This window comes from Taibaiella chishuiensis, from assembly GCF_003014535.1.
Classification (GTDB): domain Bacteria; phylum Bacteroidota; class Bacteroidia; order Chitinophagales; family Chitinophagaceae; genus Taibaiella; species Taibaiella chishuiensis.
Window position 1 is genome coordinate 66,418 of the sequence record NZ_PYGD01000001.1, and the last position, 26,614, is coordinate 93,031.

Annotated in this window: 13 protein-coding genes; 2 read left to right on the forward strand and 11 right to left on the reverse strand. The window is 51.5% G+C overall.

The genetic code is table 11. From position 1 onward, the window contains the following. Positions 1-91 precede the first annotated feature (91 nt). The 6 genes from B0I18_RS00300 to proS all read right to left on the reverse strand — a co-directional run bounded on the left by B0I18_RS00300 (position 92) and on the right by proS (position 13,713). Complete coding sequence (locus B0I18_RS00300; RefSeq protein ID WP_106520656.1) at positions 92-3,232, reverse strand: TAT-variant-translocated molybdopterin oxidoreductase; 3,141 nt, start codon at positions 3,230-3,232, stop codon at positions 92-94. A gap of 84 nt (positions 3,233-3,316) precedes the next feature. Further along, positions 3,317-4,588: a c-type cytochrome gene (locus B0I18_RS00305; RefSeq protein WP_245882021.1), complete on the reverse strand. Its 1,272-nt coding sequence runs from the start codon at positions 4,586-4,588 to the stop codon at positions 3,317-3,319. Positions 4,589-4,823: 235 nt separating this feature from the next. Then, positions 4,824-6,164, reverse strand: a complete 1,341-nt coding sequence (gene tilS, locus B0I18_RS00310) for a tRNA lysidine(34) synthetase TilS (RefSeq protein ID WP_106520657.1) — start codon at positions 6,162-6,164, stop codon at positions 4,824-4,826. 206 nt (positions 6,165-6,370) lie between these two features. Further along, a complete protein-coding gene (locus B0I18_RS00315; RefSeq protein ID WP_181358271.1) occupies positions 6,371-9,970 on the reverse strand; it encodes a DUF7948 domain-containing protein in 3,600 nt (1,199 codons plus the stop codon). A 205-nt stretch (positions 9,971-10,175) separates the two neighbouring features. After that, positions 10,176-12,050, reverse strand: coding sequence for a T9SS type B sorting domain-containing protein (locus B0I18_RS00320; protein ID WP_106520659.1), 1,875 nt, complete (start codon positions 12,048-12,050; stop codon positions 10,176-10,178). A 184-nt stretch (positions 12,051-12,234) separates the two neighbouring features. Then, a complete protein-coding gene (gene proS, locus B0I18_RS00325; protein WP_106520660.1) occupies positions 12,235-13,713 on the reverse strand; it encodes a proline--tRNA ligase in 1,479 nt (492 codons plus the stop codon). A gap of 164 nt (positions 13,714-13,877) precedes the next feature. Here proS and B0I18_RS00330 point away from each other — a divergent pair, with 164 nt between their 5' ends. Both B0I18_RS00330 and B0I18_RS00335 read left to right on the forward strand, forming a co-directional pair. Then, on the forward strand, positions 13,878-15,224 hold the full coding sequence (locus B0I18_RS00330; RefSeq protein ID WP_106520661.1) for a hypothetical protein: 1,347 nt from the start codon (positions 13,878-13,880) through the stop codon (positions 15,222-15,224). A gap of 348 nt (positions 15,225-15,572) precedes the next feature. Beyond that, entirely contained in the window at positions 15,573-18,869 is a 3,297-nt protein-coding gene (locus tag B0I18_RS00335) for a vitamin B12-dependent ribonucleotide reductase (RefSeq protein ID WP_106520662.1), read from the forward strand. Between the two features lie 74 nt (positions 18,870-18,943). On the opposite strand, the gene B0I18_RS00340 is transcribed toward B0I18_RS00335, so the two are convergent. From B0I18_RS00340 to B0I18_RS00360, 5 genes are all read right to left on the reverse strand, one after another. Then, positions 18,944-20,467, reverse strand: a complete 1,524-nt coding sequence (locus tag B0I18_RS00340; protein WP_181358272.1) for a c-type cytochrome — start codon at positions 20,465-20,467, stop codon at positions 18,944-18,946. Positions 20,468-20,477: 10 nt separating this feature from the next. Beyond that, entirely contained in the window at positions 20,478-22,184 is a 1,707-nt protein-coding gene (locus B0I18_RS00345; protein ID WP_106520664.1) for an amino acid permease, read from the reverse strand. A gap of 164 nt (positions 22,185-22,348) precedes the next feature. Further along, positions 22,349-23,152, reverse strand: coding sequence for a T9SS type A sorting domain-containing protein (locus tag B0I18_RS00350; protein WP_106520665.1), 804 nt, complete (start codon positions 23,150-23,152; stop codon positions 22,349-22,351). A 126-nt stretch (positions 23,153-23,278) separates the two neighbouring features. Further along, on the reverse strand, positions 23,279-24,013 hold the full coding sequence (locus B0I18_RS00355) for a hypothetical protein (RefSeq protein WP_106520666.1): 735 nt from the start codon (positions 24,011-24,013) through the stop codon (positions 23,279-23,281). Positions 24,014-24,100: 87 nt separating this feature from the next. Beyond that, positions 24,101-26,350: an immunoglobulin domain-containing protein gene (locus B0I18_RS00360; RefSeq protein ID WP_146146617.1), complete on the reverse strand. Its 2,250-nt coding sequence runs from the start codon at positions 26,348-26,350 to the stop codon at positions 24,101-24,103. Positions 26,351-26,614 lie beyond the last annotated feature (264 nt).

Genomic DNA, 26,614 nt, shown 5'->3' on the forward strand with positions numbered 1-26,614 from the left:
GGATTGCTTAATTGTTAGATTGTGTTCCTTTCAAACTAATAATGTGTATCCAAATTTTTATTCGTAATAAAAAATCTTAGGTACTTAATGCTTAGATATGTTGTTTCGCCATTTCGTTCTTATCGCTACCGGCTACGATCATATTGGTATTCCTGATCTTGGACAGGTAGTTTACGTTCGGTAACACGTGCAGTTGTTCCAGTACATAGAACACACGCTCTTTGTTATCTACGTAGCGTTGTTTGTAAATTTCGCTTTCCGGATCGTTTACGTTACCGAAAGTGAAGCAATCGCCGCCACATGCTTTCTGACAGGCTGTAGTGATATGGTGATCTTTGATCGGTGTACCTTCTTTTTTAGCGGTCAGTTTTGCATCCTGCAGACGCTGTACGCAGAAAGAACATTTTTCCATAACACCACGGCTACGTACCGTAACATCGGGGTTAAGCACCATACGGGTCAGGTCGTCGTTGATATCATCACGCTGGCCATCGGTGTACAGGTTATCTTTAAAGCTATCCGCACCGTTGAAGTCGAACCAGTTGAAACGACGTACTTTGTAAGGACAGTTGTTCGCGCAATATTTAGTACCGATACAACGGTTATAAGCCATCTGGTTCAGACCTTCCGAACTGTGGTTGGTTGCAGATACCGGGCAAACGTTTTCGCAAGGCGCGTTATCGCAATGCTGGCACATCATTGGCTGGAATACAGTCTGGATGCTATCCGGATCGTTAGGATCACCGCTGAAGTAGCGGTCGATACGTACCCAGCTCATTTCCTGTGATTTCAGCACTTCGTGTTTACCTACTACAGAAACGTTGTTTTCTGCCTGGCAGGCAATTACGCAGGCGCCGCAACCGGTACAGCTGTTGAGGTCGATGCTCATACCCCAATGGATACCTGGTTTCTCATGTACCGGGTACATGGTCGCGTTTTTCTCAAACGCTTTTTCGTCCAGGTCGGCATCTTTATTTTCTTCATGATGCCCCATCCAATGCGGATGTGCATAATGATCGAGTTCTTCTTTGCGGCTTTCCATCAGCGCACGTGGGTTCTTCTTGAACTCATCCAGGGTAAACTCCTGGATGATCGGACGATCCTCGTAGCTGTGGTGGGTCTGTGTGATGGCAACAGCATAAACATCAGCCGTTTTCTCTACAGAAGCCGTATTGGCGTAATCGAAAGTCTGACCGTTGAAGGTAACCAGCGGGTAAGCATTCTTACCGTTGATCGAAGCAGGACCTACGTCTTTAGAACGTCCGTAACCTACTGCAACAGCTACCACATCGTTGTGCATACCGGGTACTACTACTACCGGCAGGGCTACTTCGTTAGCGCCGACTTTTACTTTTAATACTTTTTTGTTGCGCTCTACCTGGTTGATACCGGTCAGTTCAGCATCAAACTGCTCTTTGGCAGTTTTGGGCGACATACAAACGTAGTTGTCCCAGGTTGCTTTCGTGATCGGATCAGGCATTTCCTGCAGCCAGGGGTTGTTACTCCATGCACCACCATAACCCAGGGCTACGGTTTCGTACACAACAACCTCGTATTTGCCACCGGTTTTTGCTTTAGCCTTGGTGATCGCATCTTCTACATTACCGGAGAAGCTTGCGCCGGCCAGTGGAGCAGTTGCCGGTTCGGCAACACCATCCTGGAGGGCTTTATCAAAGTTGGCTTGACCGCCAAGTTTGGCAATCCAGTACTGGTTGTAAATATCGTGATAAGTCTCTGAAGCACCGGACCATTTCAGCAGGCTGTCCTGGAAGGCACGGGTTTTGAACAGAGGAGCAATAGTAGGTTGGATAAAGCTGTAGTAGCCGGTTTTAGGCTCTGCATCGCCCCAGCTTTCGAGCCAGTGGTGATCCGGTACAGCGTAATTGGTTAACTGGGTGGTTTCGTCCAGCCTGTCGTTAAAGGAAACAGACAGTTTTACTTTCTTCAGACCGTCCGCGAATTTCTTCGCGTCGTAGTAGTCGTAAGCCGGGTTAACACCGTGGATGAATACCGCGCCTACCTGGCCGGCGTTCATCGCGTTAACGAAAGCAACCATATCGGCATCCAGGCCTTGCTTGTAGTTAGCAGTAGCAGCCCAGTTTACCGTAGTACCATTTGCACCGATAGCGTTGTTAATGGCATTGATAACGATTTGCAGGTTTACATCGTTGCTACCGCAAACAACCAGGCCGTTTCCTTTTTTCAGGTCTGCAGCAGCAGCCTTGATCAGGCTGTTCAGTTTTGCAGAAGGCAGGGAAGGTGCAGCGCCTGTAGTGATGGCCCTGTATAAAGCTTCGGCAACTTTACCATATTCAGAAGGCTTGCAGGTGGCACGCTCATCGGCATTGGCGCCGGTCATGCTCATCATACCTTCTACCTGGTAGTGCTTGCTCATTTTTACATTCTTGGCATCGCTCGACTTGATCTTACGGGTTTTCATGAAACCGGTAGCAAATTCTGTCGGAGAAAGCCAGGTACCGAGGAAATCGGCGCCGAGACTGAATACCGTCTCTGCTTTTTCAAAATTATAAGAAGGCAGGGCACGTTTACCGTAGCTTGCTTCGTTGGCCAGCAGCATACCGGAATAAGAAACCGGGTCGTACTGGATATGTTTTGCATTGGGGTATTTGGCAACAAAGCGGTTGATCACCTCTTTGGAAGTAGGACTCAGCATAGAACCGGTAACGATGTAAACCGCACCACCAGCGCTACTGAGGGCTGCAGCGATCGGCGTATCTACCGCTTCGAAAGTATCTACGGCTTTACCGTTGGCACGGGGCTGACGTAAACGCGTTTTATCATAAAGGCTCAGTGTAGCAGCGATTACCCTGGCAGAAGTACCACCCTGGGTAATAGAAGAACTGTTGTTACCCTCGATCATAATGGGACGTCCGTCGCGGGTCTTCACCAGTACGGAACAATATTCTCCATTATCCACGAAAGTAGAGGCGTAATAATTGGGAACTCCGGGAGTCAGCAGTTCCGCATCCGGTTTGATCGCATAAGGGATAGCCTTACGCACCGGCATTTCACAACTTGCCGCGATGGTAGCAGCGAGGGTGCTGAAGCCTAAAAATTTAAGAAAATCCCTTCTCGGCGTAGTTGCATTCAACAGTTTGTCGCTCATGTCAAGCACGGGCAAATCACGCTGAAATTCATTTTCAACAATCTGTTGATGCTCCGGAGTATTCTCCAGCTCTTCTAACCCCTTCCAGTATTGTTTGTGAGCCATAATACTTTATAATAATTCAATTGCTTCTGCTGCAATCGCTTTAATTTGAGTAATAGTGATTGTCTCCCTGCGGAGTGTATTGTATTAGTAGTGGCACTTCTGACATTCCGTACCGCCCAATTCAGCTTCGGTTACGCCGGTGCGTTTACCTTCCTTGATCTCGTCGTGGTATTTCTGGAATATGTTGTAGTAGTTGTTGTCTTTGAACTGTACTTCAGTCTGGCGGTGACAGTTAACACACCAGCCCATAGAAAGCGGGGCAAACTGGTGTACTTCGTCCATTTCCTGGATCGGACCGTGACAGCTCTGGCACTGTACCTTACCTACGGCTACGTGCTGAGAGTGGTTGAAGTATACGTGATCAGGCAGGTTGTGGATCTTAACCCATTCGATAGGAGAAGACTGGATCTTACCGGCAGCATCGCGCTTGTATTCTTTTTTAACAGGATCCCAGCCCGCGTAAGCATACAGCTTGTGGATCTCTTCGGTACCGTTTACTTCTTTACCTTCATAAGTGATCAGTTTTTCTGTACCGGTGTATTCGTTGATCTGTTTGTGACAGTTCATACAAACGTTGGCAGAAGGGATCATAGCCTGGCGGCTCTTCTCGGCGCCGGCGTGACAGTAAAGACAGTTGATCTGGTTGATACCTGCGTGTACTTTGTGGGAGTAGAACACCGGTTGTTTCGGCATGTAGTTTTCCTGGCGGCCCATATTGATGGAACCGTTTACGATCCAGTAACCGGCAAAAGATAAGATGAGGATACCAGCGATAGCGATAAACAGCTTACTGCGCAGCAGGGGAACTTCTTTTTTAGTTTCCAGGCCTTCTTTATCGTTGGCAACTTTATTCAGCGTTTTATTAACACGGGCGAGGATAAATACCAGCAGCGCAAGTACCAGGGTAGCTATGGTATATAACCAGGTGTTGTCTTTTTCAGGCTCGGAAGTCTTCTGACCATCAGTTGTAGGTCCGCCCGGAGCTTTATATTCATCCACATACTTGATGATCGCATCGATCTCCTGGGTAGTCAGGTTCGGGAATGCGGTCATCGCGGTTTTGTTCCACTTGTTGTAGAGGTCGTTGGCGTATTTGTCACCACTGGCGATTACAGCAGCCGAGTTATGCACCCAGTTGTATAACCACTCTTTGCTCGGCACTTCCTTACTTTTTCCCTGTAAGGCAGGACCAGTCGCATCTTTGATGGGGTTGTGACAGCTTGCACAATTCGTTTGGAAAAGTGCTTTACCGTCCTGGGCAGACGTTACATTATTAAATAAGAAAGAGAAAACGAGCGTGAGCACAAGTAAACTTGCCCGCTGCAGATGTGATTTTGACCTTAAATATCCAGACACGTGTAAAGTATTTTTAATTTTACTTATCTTTTTTAGGTATTTGCGAGGGCAAAAGTACAACACGATTGCCAAAGAATCTACACATTTGTTAAAAAAAATTTTTCAATACTGGCGCGGGTTTCAGCCCTTTTAATTGTCATTTTGAATATGTGTTTGTCATAAGAGTGTCATCAAAAGGTCTGAAAAATGTCACAAATGCGCCTTTTTTTGTAAAAATTGTGTCAGTTATCAACCTTTAATGCAACGTTACAAAAAAGCTTAATATGCGCTCCGTTCCGGGCCCGATCCGGAACCGTTCATCGATCCTTTTACCCACGATCCAGGCTATTTTTTTGTTGCTTTCCAGCACCCATATTTTTTCCTTTTCATGCAAAGGCACTTTCTGATCGATCAGGAAACGGCTTACTTTTTTCTTTTTACGGTTCATACCCAGCGGGTAAAAGTAATCGCCGGTCTTCCAGGGGCGCAGCACCAGGGGGAATTCAAGTTTAGCCAGGTCGAGGTGCGCCGCCTCGCGGGCATCGGCCTGCAGCACTTCCTGCATCAGGGCCTCCGTCATTTGCCGTTCGCGCCCTGCCAGGTCGAAATGTACCGCATGCACCTGCTCCGTACCTGCATCAACCAGGATATGATTGCTCTCCCGCGCTTCCTGCGCCGTAATGATCAGGAAATTCCGGTTGCGGATAATCCGGAAAGCCGGCGCATTGATATATTTTCCCGTTTCGGCTTCCGTCAGGTGTTTCAGATCGGGCAGCTGCGCCGCCGTAAACCCGAAGGGTTTAAGCAACTCCAGCAGGATGGTGCCCAGGGGGTTACAATGCCGCAACTTCAACAAGGGTATGTACCAGTCCTTGCCCCGCTGTTCGAGCAGGCGTTTGCGGTAACGTTCCACCGATTCCAGGTAGAGCATTTCGGCTTCCTGCAGGTGCAGGCTGCTGCGGTACAGCTGCGCGGCCGCCCCGGGCACGATCTGCTCGGCAAGTGGCAGCAACTGGTTGCGCACCTGGTTACGCAGGTAGTCGTCTTTTTGGTTACTGCTGTCTTCGCGCCAGGGTATGCCTGCCGTTTGCAGGTAATGCAGCAGCGTTTCTTTACGCAGGGCAAGCAACGGCCTGATCACCCTGCCCTGTTGCGGCAATATACCGTGCAGGCCGGCTATACCGGTACCTTTCAACAGGTTGATCAGCATGGTTTCTGCGGCATCCTGGCTATGGTGCGCCGTGGCAATAAGATCGTAGCCCGATTGTACCCGCAGCTTTTCGAACCAGGTATAACGCAGGTCCCGGGCGGTTTCCTGCAGGTTACCGCCTTCCTGTTCGAGTATAGCAGGGGTATCGAAATGTTGTACGACAACGGGTATTGCCTGTTCCTGCGCCCAGCCCACAACCAGGGCCTCGTCGCCATCAGACTCGGCGCCCCGCAAGCCGAAGTTGCAGTGGGCCAGTGTTATAACCACACCCGCACGGTGCAACAAGGCAGCCAGCGCCATACTATCGGCGCCGCCGCTAACGGCAACGATTATTTTTTTCCCGTCCCAATGGTACTGCCGCAGCAGCGGATATAAATCTACTGACATAATTAATGGTAAAAAGGAATTGATCCCCCAGGCACAACATAGCTGTAAACCTGGCCTGCAGGCAATCCTGGCAGGAGCGCAACCCCTTATAAAGAATGAACGGTCTATCCTGTTCCTGAAAAAAAATTTGCCGGGCGCACTGGCCCGGCAAATTTAAAAGCATTAAAGACAGGAAAATAATTAATTTCAAAAAGAGCGCCCGCTGTCTAACGCATCAGGATCACATCTCCCTTGAACACTCTCGGTTTACCATTTGGCATGACCACCTGTATATGGTAGAAATAGGTATCCATGGCTGCCGGTTGCCCGTTAACGGTACCATCCCAGCCTTTCAGCGGATCCCTGCCATCATACACCAGGTGCCCCAGGCGGTTCCACACTTTAAATTCAACCAGTTTTTCGAAGAGCACGTTACCGATCTTGAATTCATCGTTCAGACCGTCTCCATTGGGCGAGAAGGCATTCGGCATGGCTGTTTTGGAGGCATATTCCACATTGATCCGCACACTGGCGGTATCATGACAACCGTTCTCGTCGTAACCGATCAGGTTATAGGTAATGGTTTCCAGCGGACGGGCTACCGGGTTTTTCAGCAACGGATCATTGAGATAAGTAGCCGGCGACCATAACCACATAATGGCATCACTCTCACAATCCAACTGTACGGAATCGCCGTAAAGAATGGTGGTATCGGCAGTAACATAGCGGAAGGAGAACGGCGGGTACACATGGATTTCCATACTGTCCTTGCTGGTACAATGCGCTACCGGGGTGGTTACCGTAATGATCTTTTTATAATCGCCTACCGGGCCGGCAAATTTATTGTTCGGCTCATAGTCATTCTTCAGGTAATCGGGCGGCGACCAGTTGTAGATGTAATTGGTTCCGGAAGGGCCCGCATAGGCGTTCAGGTCCGCCGAATCGGAGGCACACATGATCACCTCCCTGGGTTGCAGGTTGATTACCGGTACCGGCTCTACAAATATTTCATAATCGATCTTACGCGGCGGACAGGTAGCCGGGGCGCCGGGCTGCGTACCGATAATGGAATACACGGTGGTATGCGTCGGTGTAGGCGTAATGGTAAGCGAGCCCTGGCTTAAGGCAGCCGGCAGCCAACGGAAGTCAAGCGTGGTATCGATCTCGGCCGTAATAGTGATCTGCGTATTGGGACAGATCGTATCCAGCGGTGTATTGATCGCTACGAAGAGGGAGTCGTAAATGAGGATACGCGCCTCCCGCACGATGTTATTCGATCCATCCTCGCAGCCACAGGGCGACAGGGCCTGGATAATTACCTCTTTGGTACCGGAAGGATACTGCACCAGCAGCGGCTTGATCTCCAGGATCTTGGTCGTCTGGTTGGCCGGGATGGTAATACTGTCGGGGATAAAGCTATAGTCGGTACCATTCACAGCCGTACCGCTGATCAGGTATTTAATCGTAAGATCTTCAGAAAGATCGCCGCTGCGGATAAAATCAACAAAAGCCGACTTACAACCACGTACACAGTGTGCATTGGTATCGAGGCCGCCCTGGGTCGACTCTTCGGTAAGATCGATATTAACGGCGTCGAAATTGAATTTGAAGCTCACGATATCCTGGCCGCTGCTGTTCAGTTTGTTCGGACAGTATACATTCGATGGCGCTGTAGGCCAGCCGCTACCATTACAGCAAATAGAATGGTAAACGATACCCGAAGGGTCCAGGCGATGGATACCTACGTGGGTATGATCGTCCCAGTTTTGCAGACCGAAATAAGTAGCAAAAAGCAGGCTGGTAAAACCGGATTCCAGCGCGAGGAAATAGAAGTTATCGGGAATGGTGCTGAAGGCATCCGGGGTAAGCGGCATACCAGGCACCACCGATCCGCCCGATGAGGTAAGACCTGCCACGTATACGTTACCGCAGATATCCAGTACAAAAGCCGTGGGGAAAAACTGGGGGTTACCACCCTGTGCATACCCTACCCTGGTCGATAACAGCGAGGTGCTCAGATCGGGCGAAAGCTTGTCGATAAACAGGTCGGAGTTGGCCATGGAGTATACCCCCGGCGATACCGGGTAGTTGCCCTGCGTACGGCCCAGTACATAGATGTTATCGGCACAGTCTACCTGCAGGTTTACGGCCTGGTCGGTATTATTCGTACCCAGGTAAGTAGAGCGCATCATAGCGCCGGTGGTAGCATTGACCATGGTTACAAAACCGTCGATACTGCCGCCCGGGGCAGCGCTGTTCAGCACGCCGGAAGTCGTGGGGAAGTTGGCACTTTGGGTAGCGCCGCATACCACTACATTACCCTGGCTGTTAAACTGGACACCGAAGATTACATCGTTGCCGGATCCACCCAGGTAAGTACTGTACATCAGGTTGGTACAGGTAGGATTAAGCTGGAACAGTACCCCGTCGGTAGAACCGCCGGAAGTGGCCTGCATCGCATTCGGCGTAACCGGGAAGTTATTGGCAGGCGTGCTGCTCACCACCCAGATATTGCCGTTCTCGTCGAAGTTGACTTCGGTAGGGCTGCTGTTGTTCTGACCGGTAACGCCGGTGGTAAGACCGGTAGCGGTAAAGGTATTGGCATCGCCCTGCGAGGTACCGATATAGGTAGCACCGATCAGCGCCGAACCGGTTGCATTGAAATGGGCTACGAAGATATCGCGGCCCCCGTTATGTGTAGGATCATAGGCCGTGGTCGGCACAGGCAGGTTGGTAGAAGTGGTAGTACCGACCATGATCAGTTCATTATCCTTATTCACGATCATCGCATGCGGCAGGTCTACATCCGAACCGCCATAGAGCGTAGAGTAGATCAGCGTGGTACCATCGGAGCTGTATTTATTCACCCCTGCGTCCTGGCTGCCGCCAAAGGTAACCTGGTAGGCGCCCGGGCTTACCGGCCAGCCTACGCCATAGGCCTGGGTACCTGCATAGAGGCAACCGGCAGCGTCGTAAGTGGTAGAAAAGCTGTAAAAACTCTGGTTACCGGTACTGCCGCTATAGGTGGCGAATACCAGGTCGGGATCGATGATGAGCGGGTAAGCTTTGTTGTAACCATTGGGCAGGTCGAAGGAGAGGATACCTTTGTCCAGCTTGTATTTCGAAGCTACGGGTACCGTGCGGCCATCGATTACCTGGTAGGTATACGGCGCCTTTTCAGTCACCTCGTTTACCGAGGTTTTGATCAGCAGGCTACCGTCTTTACTGATCCTGGGGCTTACCCCTTCGAAAGCGAGCGCAATGTTTGCCGGGTTGCCGCCGGGCGCAACCACAAAATCGTACTTAAGCGCCTGCGCGCTTTTGCTGTACACCACCACATCCACACCATCGTAGATATTTTTCTGGGTGATCTTACCGTAGAGACCAACATGGCCGGCCCATTGCGTGGCATCATTGCCCAGGAAATAGTTGTGGTAGTAACTGCGTTTCTCTTCCGTGGTATAAGAAACCTTATCCGAAGCGCCTACAAAATTAACCTTGTAGGCATGGTGATGTACAATCTCGTCTTTCGTGTCTTTCTCGCCTTTACCCGCACCACAACTCATTTCGTGGATACGTTCGAGGTCTTTGGCACTGGCATAGTTGTACACAAAACCTTTATCGGTCAGGAACATCGCACCGCCCGGCACATCGGCCTTGAAGCGTGCCTGTTTGTTCCATTGCCCTTTGTTTTCCACGAAGTCTATCGACTTCTTGGTATGCGAAGGCATAGCGGCGGGTGGTTTCGCCTTAAAATCATGTCCGTAAGTACTAAAGTGAAGACTTAAAACCAGCGGGCACAGAATGAGGGTATTGGTTAATTTCATATCTGTTGTTTTAGTTTGTGTTGATGGTCGTGTGCTGCGCATTCGGGGGCTTCCCTGCGCCGGGCATATTATTTTTTAAAGAATTAACAAGGCATTGCGTACATCTTATTGGTATACAACAAACGCTAATATAATAAAAAGTGGCTAAAAAAAAGCTACTTCATCTTCATGGAGTAGCTTTTTTTTACAGCCTTTCGGCAAAAATTTACCGGATCAGCGAAATGGCATCTTTTCTTTCGTAGATCTTGCCATCTGCGCAGGTGTATTTGATGAAGAACATGTAAGTATCGGTGCTGGCTTCTTCGCCGCTTTCATACTTACCATCCCATCCTTTAGTGATTTCTTTATTGTTATAAACCTGTTTGCCGTAGCGGTCGAAGATCTGCATGGAGAGCAGGATCTGGCCAGGCTGGAGATTAGGTTTGAAGTAGTCGTTCAGACCATCGCCATTCGGGGTAAAGCCGCTTGGGGTAAACACTTCGCAGCAAGGTTTGGTCGGCACCATTACCGTTGCGGTATCGAAACAGCCAAATTGGTTGTATACCGTAAGGGTAACCAGTGTAGGCTCGATAAACACACCACGAACAGTCTGTCCTTCGGCGCCGGAAAGCGTACGGAACGGTTTGCCCGGAGCCCAGCGGTAGTCGTAACCGGCACCAGGTTCACCTTTCAGTTCAAGGGTATCGAAGGCACAAATCACATCTCCGGAGATCGGTTCGATACCGGCTACAGGATTCGGGTTTACGATAACCGTGAACGGTGCGGAATTTGCCTTGCAACCTTTATTGGAGGTAGCTTCCACTTTATAGACACCGGGAGTAGAAACAGTAATGGCAGAACCGGTTTCGCCGGCTACTGGCGCATTGTCCCTGTACCACTGGTAAGTAGCGGTAGCTTCAGGTGTTTTCAGTTCGAGTACTGCAGAAGAACCTTCACAGATATTTACGGTAGAAGAACCTTTGATATCGACTTTAGGTAAAGGATTTACGGTAAGATTCAGGGTCAGGAAGCTGTCGCAGCCCATGGGCGACTTCAGCATGGTATCGTATTGTCCGGGAACGTAGAGCTCGCGACCCAGCCAGTTATAGGTAGAGCCTGCGCAAATTTCCTGGGAAGCGGTATGGTGGCTTGTTCCGTAGTGGATACGAACGGTATCGGTAAAGGTTTGTACACCGCCTTCGCAACCGGCGCCGCCCTGGTATTTTACAATATAATAGTTGGTGCTGCCATCAGGTGTAACGTTGATACATGCGCCTGTACCGATGGGCAGGTTAGGCTGGCTGTCTGCATACCATTTCAGGGCAGCGGCACTGTCAGACTCGATCATGATCCAGGGTTTGTAAGGGATAGTGGTATCTACCAGGTAGCTGGCAGTTCCATTTGGTGTATAGCGGGTAGCTTTTGCACTGGCGCCTACGCTGCCCCAGAAGTCTGCAGGACCCCTGTTAGGGGTATAGATCTGCACGGTGGAAGACGCGTCACGCACGCCCTGTACGGCCCAACCCGGAGTGGTAGAAGGACACGTAGGGGTACCTGGTATACTACCGGTGTGGATCTCGATAATATTGGTTCCTTCATACATGATCAGCTGGTTCGTTACCCGGAAAGCATTACAAGCGCCACCGAATTTGGGCACCTGGCAGTATTCCACGATACAACGGCGGTTAGGCGCGGTACCGAAGGTCTGGGTACGGATTTTACCGCCCTGCGAAAGATCGGTATCCATAAATGCCAGCAGGATAGCGTTGTTCAAGTCGCCGGCAGCAGTAGCGCCGGCCCAGGTAAAGGAACTGTAGAGTGTACTTTTTGTTACATTGAAAGAGATAAAGTTGTTACCGGATGCAATAAATTGCGTATAAGGATTTCCGAAATAAACAAATGTGAAACCGATGTTCACCGCGCCAGAGAAAAAGTCATCGGCATTAAGTGGATTAGGGTTGGCAGAAAATGCAGCGCACATCTGGATCGTCTGGCCGGGGCAGATTGTTGTATCTCGATACTGTAACGCGATCTGCGCCTGAGCACGTTGCATGCCCAGCAGCATCAATACAAACACGCCAATAAGTTGTAGCCTCTTCATAACAAGTAAAAAATTTTCGGGTAGTGAAAATAGTAAAAATTAATTAAAAGAAAAGAACCAAATAATTTCCGGAGGATTACCTTTTCTGATTAAAAAAGACAACATGCCTAAAAAAAGGGTTGGGTAGGCTCCGTAATTTTTGGTTCTTTTTTTCTGAAAACCAGCTAGTCCGCTGCTATGGCCATTAATAGGCCCTTGCAAACAGCACTCTTTCTTTCGAAGGTTTGCCGGTTAATATACATTTACCATCTTCCTGCTCGTTACCCAAAGGTATACAACGGATTGTCGCTTTGGTTTTGCCTTTTATCTCCTCTTCGGTTTCCGGCGTACCGTCCCAGTGGGCCGCTACAAAACCGCCTTTTTCATCCAGCACTTTAACAAATTCATCCCAGGTATCCGCCTTGGTTATATGCGCGTCCCGGAAGTTTTTGGCCTTATTGAACATAGCCACCTGGATGTCTTCCAGCAGCTCTTTTACATAGGTGCTGATCCCTTCCAGGCTCACGGTATTTTTTTCTTTGGTATCCCTGCGGGCTACTTCTACCTGGTTATTTTCGATATCACGCTGTCCCAGGGCAATCCGTACGGGTACGCCTTTCATCTCGTACTCGGCAAATTTCCAGCCCGGACGCTTGCTGTCGTCGCGGTCGTATTTAACCGAAACGCCAAGCGCTTTAAGCTCCATCATAATCTCTGCGGCTTTCGCATCAATCACGGGTTTGGACTCCTCACCTTTATACACCGGCACGATCACCGCCTGCAAAGGCGCAATACGGGGTGGCATTACCAGGCCGTCGTCGTCGCTGTGCGCCATTACCAGCGCACCGATCAGGCGGGTGCTCACGCCCCAGCTCGTAGCCCATACATAATCCAGTTTGTTATCCTTGTCGGCAAACTTCACATCAAAGGCCTTGGCAAAGTTTTGGCCCAGGAAGTGGGAGGTACCGGCCTGCAGGGCTTTACCGTCCTGCATCATGGCTTCGATACAATAGGTATCCTCGGCGCCGGCAAAACGTTCGTTGGCCGATTTTACGCCACGTACAACCGGCAGGGCCATATATTCTTCAGCGAAAGTGGCATACACATGCAACATACGTTCGGTCTCCTCGATGGCTTCGGCCTTGGTAGCGTGGGCGGTATGGCCTTCCTGCCACAGGAATTCGGCGGTACGCAGGAACAGGCGCGTACGCATTTCCCAGCGTACTACGTTGGCCCACTGGTTTACCAGGATGGGCAGGTCGCGGTACGACTGGATCCAGCCTTTATAGGTATTCCAGATAATAGCCTCCGAAGTAGGACGCACGATCAGCTCTTCCTCCAGCCGGGCTTCGGGATCCACGATCAGTTTGGATTTATTTTCCGGGTCGGTCTTTAAACGGTAATGGGTGACTACGGCGCACTCTTTGGCAAAACCTTCGGCATTTTTCTCCTCGGCCTCGAACAGGCTTTTGGGTACAAAAAGCGGGAAATAGGCATTCTGGTGCCCCGTATCCTTAAACATTTTGTCCAGCACATCGCGCATATTCTCCCAAAGGGAAAACCCATATGGTTTTATCACCATGCAACCGCGTACGGCAGAGTAGTCGGCGAGCTCGCCTTTTAATATTAAATCGTTATACCATTGCGAATAATCTTTTTCGCGGCTTGTAATTTCTTTGCTCATTCCATTAAACCTTATGGGTTAGTTAATGTCTATATCCGTGTAAGTGTAAAAGATATTTAATTGCGGCAAAAGTAGTATTTTTGAAGTCAAAGACGCGCTGCAGATGCAAAAATGGTATCAAAAGCACTCGGAAATCAATTATTGAACGTCAAAATATTTAAATCATGAAACGGTTAATTTTCGCAGGCCTTGTAATGGCGCTGTTTTCCGGAAATACTGTTTTTGCCCAAAGCAATAATAGCTATTCGGACGACATCTATTACAACGGTTCCCAGGCTGAAAGGGACGCCAAGGCTGATGCCAAGAAAGAAAAGAAACAGCGGCAGGCACAGGGCCAGGAGGAGCAGTACAACAGCTCTACCGGCGATGGTTATGCCGATAACAATTACGACGGTAACGCCCGTGTATATAACAACAGCTATAACACCGAGGACGATTCCTACATAGACTACGACGACGACTCCTACACGAGCCGCATGCGTCGCTTCTACTATCCCATGAACAATGTGGGCTACTGGGGCGGTGTATACAGCCCCTTCTGGTCTGATCCGTTCTATACCAATCCTTACTACGGCTGGGGTGGCTGGTATACACCAGGCTTCAGCGTGGGTATAGGCTTCGGTAGCGGCTTTGGCTGGGGCGGTGGCCCTTACTGGAATAACTGCTGGGGTATGAATACCTGGTTTGGTTATGGCGGTTTCGGCTCCTGGTACTCTCCCTACTTCGGTGGCTTTGGCGGCTGGGGTGGTGGCCTGGGTTACGGCAGCGGCTACTGGAATGGTTACTATGCAGGATTCTATGACGGCCGTTACGGCGGCGGTGGTATCTATAATCCCGTAAGGAGCGTAAACTACGGTCCGCGTACCAGCAGTGTAGGTCTTACTTCGGTAGGCGCTTATGGCCGCAACGCCCGTATGAACACTATAGATCGTAGCTCCAATATGGTACAGCCTTTCCGGAGCAGCGCCAATGGCACCGGCGGCCGTGCAATAGAATTGCAAAACGGCGACCGCGGATCATTCCGCAGCAGCAATGGTAACAATGCCCGTAGCGGGGAAATGCAGAGCGTAAACGATCGTAACGGCAATTTCAGGACTGCCACCGACAACGGTACACGCAGTAATGCAATTAACCTCGACCGTTCGAATACCCGTGTATTTGAAGACAACGGCAGGGGCGCCCGCAACATGCAGGTTAATCCTGATGCTTCCGGCGTACAGCAGTCGAACCGCAGCAGGGGTGGTTTCTTTAACTTTGGCAGGAGCAACAACAATGTTAACTCCGATCGCGGCTTCCAGCGCAGCGAGTCCAATGGTTTCTCCCAACCTTCGCGTGGCAACTTCGAGCGTAGCGCACCACAGCCATCACGCAGTTTCTCTAATCCTACCCCAAGCCGTAGCTTCGGTAATGGCGGCGGATTCAGCAGCCCAAGTCCAAGCCGCAGCAGTGGCGGATTTAGCGGCGGCGGCGGCGGTGGTGTACGGAGCGGCGGCGGCGGACGTGGCCGTTAAGCGCAACACCTTAATATAAACAATAAGAATAACATAACAAAAGCCCTGCCTTCCGGCGGGGCTTTTGTTATGTATTAAACCTACCTGCCGCCTGCGGTTTTTATACCCTGCACCAGGCGGCCGGCCAGGGTATTTTCAGGCCTGGTTGCTTGTATGTTAGCGCATTAGCGAAGTAGTTTTATTAAAAATATTCACAACAGTTATTATTAACATACGTAGTATAAAAATGCCCCGGTTTTATCCACAACAATGTGGAAATTGCCTGCTATTTTCTGTGCCCCGGGCACGCTAACTTCGTAAGACATCAACTCACCTTTTCCGTATTTACGTTTTCTAAACTTCCTGCATATGAGTACAACTCCATCCGACAATAAGGGTTTGGCTTTCCAGAGACATTATACCCGCGAAGGCGTCAGTGTTTTCGACCTTTTCGAATATGACCTGCGGACTTCCGTGATCCGGAATCCCAATGGCGAAAAAGTTTTCGAAATGACCGATGTAGAGGTACCCCGCCACTGGTCGCAAATTGCGACCGACATCCTGGCCCAGAAATACTTCCGCAAAGCTGGTGTGCCGCAGGCTGACGGCAGTACCGGCCGTGAAACATCGATCCGGCAGGTCGCCAACCGGCTGGCCGACTGCTGGCGCAGCTGGGGGCTCCGGTACGGTTATTTTGCTTCAGATGCCGACGCAGAGGTATTCTACGACGAGCTTGTGTACAGCATCCTGGCGCAAAGCTGCGCTCCCAATTCCCCGCAATGGTTCAATACCGGCCTGTACAATAGTTATGGCATTAACGGAAAGGCCCAGGGCCACTATTATGTAGACCCCGTTACCGGTAACCTGGAGCGGTCGCAGAATGCCTACGAGCGCCCGCAACCCCATGCCTGCTTTATACTGAGTGTAGAAGACGACCTGGTGAACGAAGGCGGCATTATGGATCTCTGGACGCGTGAGGCGCGTATCTTTAAATACGGTAGCGGTGTGGGTACCAATTACTCCAATATCCGTGCCGATGGCGAAAAACTGAGCGGCGGCGGCACGTCCAGCGGTTTAATGAGTTTCCTGAAGATCGGCGACCGGGCGGCGGGAGCCATCAAAAGCGGCGGCACCACCCGCAGGGCGGCCAAAATGGTCTGCCTCGACCTCGACCACCCCGAGGTGATCGACTTTATCGACTGGAAAGTGGAAGAAGAGAAAAAAGTAGCCGCGCTGATCGCCGCCGGTTATGCCTCCGACTACGAAGGCGAGGCTTACCGCACCGTGTCCGGCCAGAACTCCAATAACTCGGTACGGATCCCCAACGAATTTTTCCGCAGGCTGATCCATAACGAAGACTGGACACTGACGGCCCGTACCGATGGCCGCGTAATGCGCAGCATGCCCGCCAAAGAGGTATGGGAGAAAATAGCCTATGCGGCCTGGCGCTGTGCCGACCCGGGCACCCAATACAATACCACCATCAACGAATGGCATACCTGTCCTGAGGGTGGCGAGATCAGGGCTTCCAATCCCTGCAGCGAATACATGTTCCTGGATAATACGGCCTGCAACCTGGCTTCGCTCAACCTGCGCCGTTTCTTCGACGATGCCAGCGGCGTTTTCGACGTAGCAGGTTTTGAGTATATGGTACGCCTGTGGACCGTAGTGCTGGAGATCTCGGTGCTGATGGCCCAGTTCCCCTCCCCCGAGGTGGCCCAGCTCAGCTACGATTACCGTACCCTTGGCCTGGGATATGCCAACCTGGGCTCGATGCTGATGGTAAGCGGTATCGCTTACGACAGCGACGAGGCGCGGGCTATTGCCGGCGCCATTACCGCCATTATGAACGGCGTAGCGTATAAGACATCGGCAGAGATGGCCCGGCACCTGGGCCCCTTTGCCCGTTATGAGGCCAACAAACAGCATATGCTGCGCGTAATGCGCAACCACCGTGCGGCAGCCTACGATGCCGGCGAGGCCTACGAAAACCTCAGCATCAAACCCATGGGCATCAACGCGCGTTATTGCCCCGATTACCTGCTCAAAGCCGCCACCAGGGCCTGGGACGACGCGGTGCAAATGGGCGAGCAATACGGCTACCGCAATGCGCAGGCTACGGTAATAGCGCCTACCGGTACCATAGGCCTGGTTATGGACTGCGATACCACCGGCATCGAACCCGACTTCGCCCTGGTAAAGTTCAAAAAATTATCGGGCGGCGGTTATTTCAAGATCATCAACCAATCGATCCCTACAGCCCTGCAACAACTGGGGTATAGCGCCGAAGCCTCTGACGCGATCGTAAAATATGCCAAAGGCCATGGCTCGTTTGCCGGCGCGCCCTTTATCAACCACCAGTCGCTGAGCGAAAAAGGCTTTATAGCCGAAGAGCTGAAAAAGCTGGATGCCGCCGTGGAAAGCGCTTTCGAGATAGGCTTTGTGTTTAACGCCTATACCCTGGGCGAAGAATGCCTGCAACGCCTGGGCTTCGAACCGGCCGTGTACTATGCCCCCGACTTCCAGTTGCTGGAAGCGCTCGGCTTTACCGAAGACGAGATCGACGCCGCGAACGATTACGTATGCGGCACCATGACGATAGAAGGCGCACCACACCTGAAAGAAGAGCACCTTGCCGTATTCGATTGCGCCAATAAATGCGGCAAAAAAGGCGAGCGGTATATTCATGCCCATGGCCATATCCGCATGATGGCGGCCACGCAGCCATTTATCAGCGGGGCCATATCCAAAACCATTAACCTGCCTAACGAAGCCTCGATCGACGAGATCAAGGACTGCTACTTCCTGAGCTGGGAGCTGGGCATCAAAGCCTGCGCGCTGTACCGCGACGGCTCTAAACTGAGCCAGCCGCTGAGCAATAAAAGCGACAAAAAGCAAAAGGACAATGCCCCGGAAGCTGCGCCGGCAGAGGCGGCCGCCGCAGTAGATGTAGGCAAGCTTACGGTAGAGGAATTGCTGGAAGAGGTAAACAAACGGGTACAGGCCAGTCCCGACACCCAACTCAAGCGGCAGCTGTCGCGTATTGTAGAGCGCAAAACGCTGCCGGCCAAACGACGGGGTTATACCTATAAAGCCAAGGTAGGCGGCCAACCCCTGTTTCTCCGTACCGGCGAATACGGCGATGGTACCCTGGGCGAGATCTTTATCGATATGGCCAAGGAGGGCGCCACCATGCGCAGCCTGCTCAACAGCTTTGCCATAGCGGTTTCTGTGGGTATGCAATACGGGGTGCCCCTGGAGGAGTATGTCGACAAGTTTATCTTTACCCGCTTCGAACCCAGCGGCATCGTAGAACATCCGAATATTAAAACAGCCACATCGGTACTCGACTTCGTGTTCCGGGCGCTGGCCTACGAATACCTGGACCGCGACGACCTGGTGCATGTGGTAGACGAAGACCGGGTACGGCAGGCCGACAACGATGCGCAGCAACAACTATCGCAGATCCGGATAACGGCGCCGAAACCTGTGGTACCCGCCAGGGTACGCGTGGCGCCACAAGCGGCAGCGGTAAGCGCCGAGACCAAAAAGCTGATGGGCACCAGCGCCGATGCGCCGGCCTGCAGCAATTGCGGCAATATTACCCTGCGCAATGGCACCTGTTATATGTGTCCCAACTGCGGCACCACCACCGGTTGTAGTTAATATACAGCCTGCATAACACAGGGGCGGCATCTCCTGATGCCGCCCCTGTCCTGTCTTTCAACCTTTTTAAAATCCTAAAATGCATTACCTGCCGCATTCGGATAAGCAGCAGGATCATAAGGCAGGCAATCGCAGCGCTGGCCTTTGGGTTTGAGCTGCTCTATTGCTTTTAACTGCGCTTCGATACGCTGAAGGGTATCTATGTTTTTTGCAGGGGCCACCGTCACCGAGAGGTCCTGCAGATCCATATAATCGATCATCTGTTTCATGTTTTCCCGGCTTGCAGGCGCAGGTACGAGCTGCAGCTCATTGTTTTTTGCAGTAGTAAAAGCCGTCCTGCCAAAGAGGATCTGCCCGTCCTTTTCAGTAAAGGCAAGCACATAGGCCTGTTTACCCAGGGGCAGGGATAATTGCCCGTCGTCGGTGTAAAAGCCGTATACCTTGTCTTCACCCTTCAACAGGCCACCATCTACGCACACTTTTGCCGAAGGGATGACCAGCCAGATATTGGTATGCCCGGTATGAACGCCGGCAAGGCTTACTTTGAGATTGGCGGGTTCGAAGCCAGGCAGGTTCATGGCAAAGGCATCGATATTGTACCAGCCAAAGGTAGTGATGGTAAAGCTATATTGTACGCTATTGGCCCTTTTGGGCGCTACCAGGTTTTCCGGTGCATCGAAGGGATGGGTACCGGTATCCAGGAACACATGTTTCATATCCGGTCCATTATCCTCAATTTGTGCATTGCGCCGCCGTTCCAGCGCCGCCCGGGCATTATAATAAGCCCGGCAGCTGTCGAGCCCTGCAGCCACATCGGGATAATCGGCGGGATTAAGATTCTTGCTGACCTGGTCGAGATAGCGGAACATATCATCCAACTCCTCATGCGTCAAAGCGGGGAAAGCGGTCATTGCCGTTTTGTTCCACTTGTTATAGATGCAATTAGCCAGGGGATCGCCCGATGCAATCATTGCTGCGCTGTTATAGATAAACCCGAGGGTCCACTCCTTGCTGCGACGCTGCGACAAGAACACCAAGGGCGGCCCCGTAGCATCTTTGGTAGGGTGATGGCAGGGCGCACAATTGGTGTTAAAGACCATTTTCCCGCGGGCCAGGCGATCGATCAGCGGCTGGTCAGGGATCAGCGGCTGCGGGTCGGTCCAGTTGATCATACTGTCCTTATCCCATTCGCCGCGAAACAGTTTCATATCCGCTTCATAATTGTTCGAAGGCAGCGATACGCCAACAGGTTGCACGATCTCCGCATCGCCATCGGCCGCCTGTATCGAGATCATACCGCCACTGCTCAGCAACTTGCCATTGCTGCGGGTATGCAGCCCGGCAAGCATGATCTCCGAAGCATCGTAAGCTTCTTTTATCGCAAGCCGCACCTGGCTGCTTTTTCCTTTGATCGCCCCTTTCGGTATACGGATCACCGCGCCCCGGGCCGTGGTCAGCAGGGTATCGCGGTTGGTATCGATCGTAAAGTAAGTGGCAGGCAGGTTGCCCGTATTAAAGTACTGCAGCAGCAATTCGCCCTGGTCGTTACAGGACAGGAGCAGGCAACAGCAAAGCAGCCACAACAGGGACTTGTTCATATCGGTTGTTTTAAGGCATCTTATTCCCGGGCGCATTCAGCTTGCTTTTGCGGTAGCCATACAGGAAGTAGACGATCAGCCCGATACCCAGCCAGATCAGGAAACGCAGCCAGTTGGTGTGGCTTTCCTGCGCCATCAGGTAAAAACAGCTGATCAGCCCCAGTACAGGGATCAGGGAAAACTTGCGGAGAAAGGTATAAACACCCAGGATCAAAGCCACAACCCAGAAGATAGCCATAGGAAATCCTTCGTGGGTAAAGATAAACCGGAAATGATCCGGGGCTTTAAACACCGTAAGCACAACGCTGGCGGCCAGCAACAGGGGATAGATGTACCGCCCGTTGATATAAGGCACCCTGAACTTACTGTCGGGCCGCTGCGGCTGCTGTTGCAGCACCAATACGCCACCGCAAACCAGCACAAAGGCAAACAGGGTACCGATGCTCGTTAAGGCCAGCACCACATCCAGGTTAAGGAACAAGGCAGGGATAGCGACTACGCAACCGGTGAGTATGGTAGAGAAGGATGGCGTACCATACTTCGGGTGAATTTTGGAAAATATCTTCGGCAGCAGGCCGTCGCGGCTCATGCTCATCCAGATACGGGGCTGCCCCAACTGGAATACCAGCAGTACGCCCGCCGTGGCGATAATGGCGCTGCCCGCTACGATACCGGATATGACTTTAAGTCCGCGTGCATCGAAAACCATGGCCAGCGGATCGCCCACATTCAGCTTGGTATAATGTACCATACCTGTCAGTACCAGGGCCAGGGCCACATACAATACGGTACAGATGATCAGCGAATAGATCATGCCCCGGGGCAGGTCGCGCTGCGGGTTTTTACATTCCTCCGCCGTGGTCGAAATGGCATCGAAACCGATATAGGCAAAGAAGACGGCCGACACACCTTTCATGATCCCGCCAAAGCCCGTGGGCGTAAAGGGCGACCAGTTGTCGGGATTTACATAATAAGCGCCGACCACGATCACCACAAAGATGATAGCCAGTTTAACGCCCACCATAATGTTGTTGGCCGTACGCGACTCCCGGATGCCCACAAATACCACATAGGTGATCAGCGCTACGATAAGCAAGGCCGGCAGATCGATGATGAGGTGCAAACCCATAAACACCGGGGCCTGTAGCCATGCGTTATACCGCGACAGATCGGTAGGGTCCATACCGGTAAGACCGGCGCCGCCGGCCAGCAGGGCCTGCACTTTTTCGAAACCGCTATGCGCCGTGGCATAGTCCATCGTAAGCCAGTCGGCCATATGCATCCCCGCTTTATCCAGCAGGTTGGTAAAGTAATCACTCCAGGAAATGGCCACGGCTATATTGCCGATGGCATACTCCATCAGCAGGTCCCAGCCTATGATCCAGGCAAATATCTCGCCGAAGGCTACATACGAATACGTATAAGCGCTACCGGCCACCGGCACGGTAGAGGCAAATTCGGCATAACACAGGGCTGCAAAGCCACAGGCAATCGCCGTAAAAATATAGAGAAAGATCACGCCCGGGCCGCCGTCGTAAGAGGCCTTGCCGATACTGCTGAAAATACCAGCCCCGATCACCGCGGCAACGCCCAGGGCGGTCAGGTCTTTTACCCCAAGCACCTTTTTCAGGCCCGCGCCGTGTCCATCCCCGAGTCCATCTTCGGCATCTTTAAGTATGGTTGCAATAGACTTCTTCCTAAATAAAGAATTACTCATGAAATGGAATGAATTAGGGGTTAAAAGTAAAAAAGATGCATCATTAAAAAAACAAATTACATTTTAATACAGCCGCGGAACCGCTGTAGTGGCGCTCAGGGCCAATAAAAAAGCAGCTGTATTGTCTACAGCTGCTTGTACCATGCACCGAAAATAGCGAAAGATTATTTTTTCCAGATCTTAAACGAACAGCCCGGGCCATTGCGTTCGACCAGTTCAACCATATAAACACCCTGCGCATACCCATGCATGGGCACTTTAAATACATTCTGGCTTACGTCGGCCTTGTACAGCACCCTGCCGTTCATATCGTATATCCGTATAGCATGGATCTTCTGGCTGTTGACCGTTACTTCCATCACATCTTCTACAGGATTCGGATAGAGGATCGCACAATCGAGGAAGAGGTCCAGGTAAACGGTAGCGATATTGGTAGGCCTTCCTTCCACATCGGTAATCATATAAGTAAACTTATCGGAGCCGATAACGGTAGGCGACGGTTTATACGTCACGATACCATTCACCGCCGATACGATCGTACCGATCGTCGGGGGGCTCATGATTACGAAAGTGCTCTTATCAAAAGGCGCACATTTCGGATCGTCGTTAAGCAACACATCTATAACCGCGTTTTTACCCAGGGGCACCGTTACATGATCGTCGTTGGCCCTGGAGGTTTCGATATAGATCCTGATATCGCCCGACTGGTCGAAGCAGGCTTTACCATCGCCTTTGAACACACGTACGAAATAAATGCCCCCCTGGTAGGAGATCAGGGTATCCTTATTGGCCCCCGGTATGGCCGTATTATTCCGGTACCATTGGAAGCTGTCGGCCCCGGTGGCTGTAGCCGTCATGGTTGCCGTATCCCCGACGCACATCGTCGCCTCCTTATCGGGTGTGCTTTGTGCAAAGCACCACACCCCTCCGGAGCACAACAATACCAGTATCAGGATCAGTTTACGCATGAGTAACAGCAGTAAGTTATTGTTCCGGGTAAGCCGGGCTTACCCGGAACAAGGATTTGAATAAAGGGAACTCTTCAGTACATCGGGGCAGCAAACAGGACAACTGTTCTCAGGCCCCTATACTTATTATTGATAAGTAGTGGTAACGGTAGTACTGTTCACAGTAGGTGCGTTGTTGATCACTACGTTGGCTGTACTGCTTGCAGTACATGCGGCCATACCGGCGGTAGTACCTACCAGGGTCTGTGCATAAGTCACAGAGGCGTTATAGGTATAGGTACCCGCTGTAGTCGGGAAGTTGGCAGCAGCTACAGTGTAAACGTTGGCTGCGGCAGTACCGGCAGGCGCTGCAGGTGTAGTACCGGGTGTCCAGGTATATACCAGGCCACCATAACCGCTGGCGGTAGTCGGAGCCGTACCGTTAGCTGTAGTGGTTGCTGTAATCACGATATTGGTGGGGCTGCCAAGACAGTAGAAGGTGGATCCCGGGGTAGCGGTAACCGCCAGGTGCGGGTAAATTACAAGCACTTTGGTATACAGGTTCGACGGACAGGAAGCACCACCGGTTTGCGTAACGGTTAAGGTGTAAGTTGTGAGAATAGGGGCATTGGTTGTGTTGGCATTACCTGTGAGCACGAGGGTAGAATCCGTACCCACCACGGTACCTGCACCATTCTTCCACTCATAAGTATAGGTTACGCCGCCGGTAGCCGATGGCCCTTTAAGCGTAAGCTGCTGGCCGGCACAGATTTTAGAAGTATCGGATAAGCCGCCTGTACCACTTTGAGCATTGGCTGCCGTTACGCCTATCACCATAAATAAGGCGATAGCAATCGATTTGAGGATCATTTTCTTGTTCATAGTCTGTCTTTTTTAAATTGTTTTTGTGTTGTTTTTTTTGTGTGTGTATAAAAATCTTCTCCGGGTTTGAACGGTGGTTTTTAAGGGTTATTGATAAGATGTATTTACCGGCGTAACGCTGGGATGCGCCTGTATCGTCAATGAAAAATTATAGTTCGTACTGGTACAACTGGCATTCTTTACCGTAAGCACCCCGTTATAGACCCCCACAACCGCTGTCGCCTGGATCGTGAGCGTCATGTTGCCCGATGTACCGGTGAGCGTTGCATTGGTTGCATTGGGCAAACCCGTAGGCGAACCGGTCCACGTAATGCTGTATTGGTTAGGACTACCGGTAGTGGCCGTATAGGGCAGTGCCACCGAGGTGGCGCCAAGGCAGCTGTATATCGCACTCCCCGCCGTAATAGTGGGCAGGGGCGACACCGTTATTTTGATCACGTTACTGCGCGATGCGCAACCGCTCAGCGTGACCACCCTGCGGTAATAGGTCGTCTGGGTCAGTGCCGGCGGGGTGTAGGTAATACCGTTACCGGTACCCGCAGCAGCGGTAAACAATACACTATCGGTCGACTGCTGCCACAGGAACGTATTGGTACCGGCGCTGGTAGGCGCTGTAGAGGTAAAGGCTACCGGTGTGGCGCCCGAGCAGATCGACTGGTTGGCAGCCACCGTATTGGGTACAATGGTTGCCGTTATGGTAACTGTGGTCCTACCGGTACTTACACAACCGGTTACGGTATTGTAAGCATCTACGTACATCGTGGTATCCGCAGCCAGGGCACTCGTTGTGTAGGTATTGCCGGTAAAGAAGGCCGTACCGCCCGAGCTCACCCGGTACCAGCGGTACACGGTATTGGTAGCCGGCGAAGAGACGGTCAGGGTTTTGGTAGAATCTTTACAAACCGTAATAGGCCCGGCAAAAGCCGGTGCAGTCGGTAGCGTATTCATCAATACCCGCACCGGCACACGCTCTGATTCCGGGGTACAGGCCGATTTTTTGGTGGATACCCAATAGGTCGTATTCACAGAGAGCGCTGGTGTAACATAAGTCGCACCCGTATTAAGGACCGTCAGATCTGTGGCTGCAGCGGTAGCATACCAGCGCACAATATTGCCCGATGCCGGGGCATCGACCGCCAGCGTTGCGGTATTGCCGGGACATATATAAACCGTATCGTCCAGGGGAGCGGTAAATGTGGGTTTGGGCGGCGTTATCTGTACCTCGTTTAAATTGAGCGAGCTCAATACGGCAGCCAGTGAATTGAGGGTAAGCTCCACGCGGTTAAAAGGCTGGGTATTACCCGGTATCGTTACCGAATAGGGCGTTGGATTGGCCAGCAGGCCCAAAAGGTCCAGCGAAAGCAGGGCGCCCACATTCGCCGTCCATACTGCTGTAGGATTAGTGCCGTTATAGGCGCTCACCGTTATACCGTTAAGCAGGTCGAGCGATAACAGTGCCGCCGATTTGGATAGGGTAACGGTTACGGCATCGCCGGTACCGGTAGCTGCCGAGAAATACACCTTCTGGGTAATAGAAGCGCCAACCCCCAATACGCCGAAAGCCAGGGTGGAAGCGGTACTCACATTACCATCTATTGCATTGTTAGGTTGGCTTACCCCGGCGCCCAAACTGATGCCACCCGTGGTATACGTAGTATAATAGGGGATATTACAGGTAGGATCGTAGATATAAGCATAGTATACATTGGCCGCTGCAGTGGCGGTATTGTTGCCGATACCCAGCAAGGTCGATCCCTGGTCTGTGGTAACCGTTATCCTTACGCTGTTACAGTTGCCCGTAGGTACAAAAATGTAATCCCCTACAGCATTTACAGCCAGGGTAGAGGCCAGCACCGAACTACCGACTGCAGTGGTATTGTTATAAGCCTGCAGGGAAATTTTAGTCAGCGGTGTCGCGGTCGAATTGGCCAGGGCATCCATTTTGATGATGATCGGGTTCCCCGCTAACGGCGTAGTCGCGCCGGTAAAGTTCACATTCATATAGGCCGTCGAGACCGCGCCGTTTCCCGCACCCAGGCCCGACCCGGGCGCACCGCTCGTAGCTTTTACTTCGGCATAATTGGTGTAAATGGCATCGTTCAGGAAGGTAGGATTCACGATGCTGAAAGAACCTGTAGCACCCACACTGCCCCCAAGCCCGGCCGGTCCGCCTGCACCGCCAGAGCCGCCGGTATTTGCCGGCGCAGGCCCTACATACTGGCCGTAGATCAGGGTTTGCGCTGTCGCCCCTTCCGCATAACACATTAAGCCCGCCCATACGATCAGCAGGAGAAAGCGGTAACGGTTCCGGTTTAATATGGCGCGTGCAGTGTACATTTCGGCGTAATACAGGGAAAAATTCAGGCAAAGCAATCCCGGTCAGTGCCCGGGGTAAACCGGGAGCCGGCAACATTTATTTAAAAATCAATTATTTATGCAATTTGTTAAAAATCAGGAATTATTTTTAACTTTATGATCTGATTCTCTTAACAAATTATCTTAAAAGGCAGTCCAATTCGAGGTGATTGTTAATCTTTTAACAAAAATAACCGGCTGGCTTGAAAAGAGGAAATGCAAAAAGGGTGTTTGTGCACGAACAAC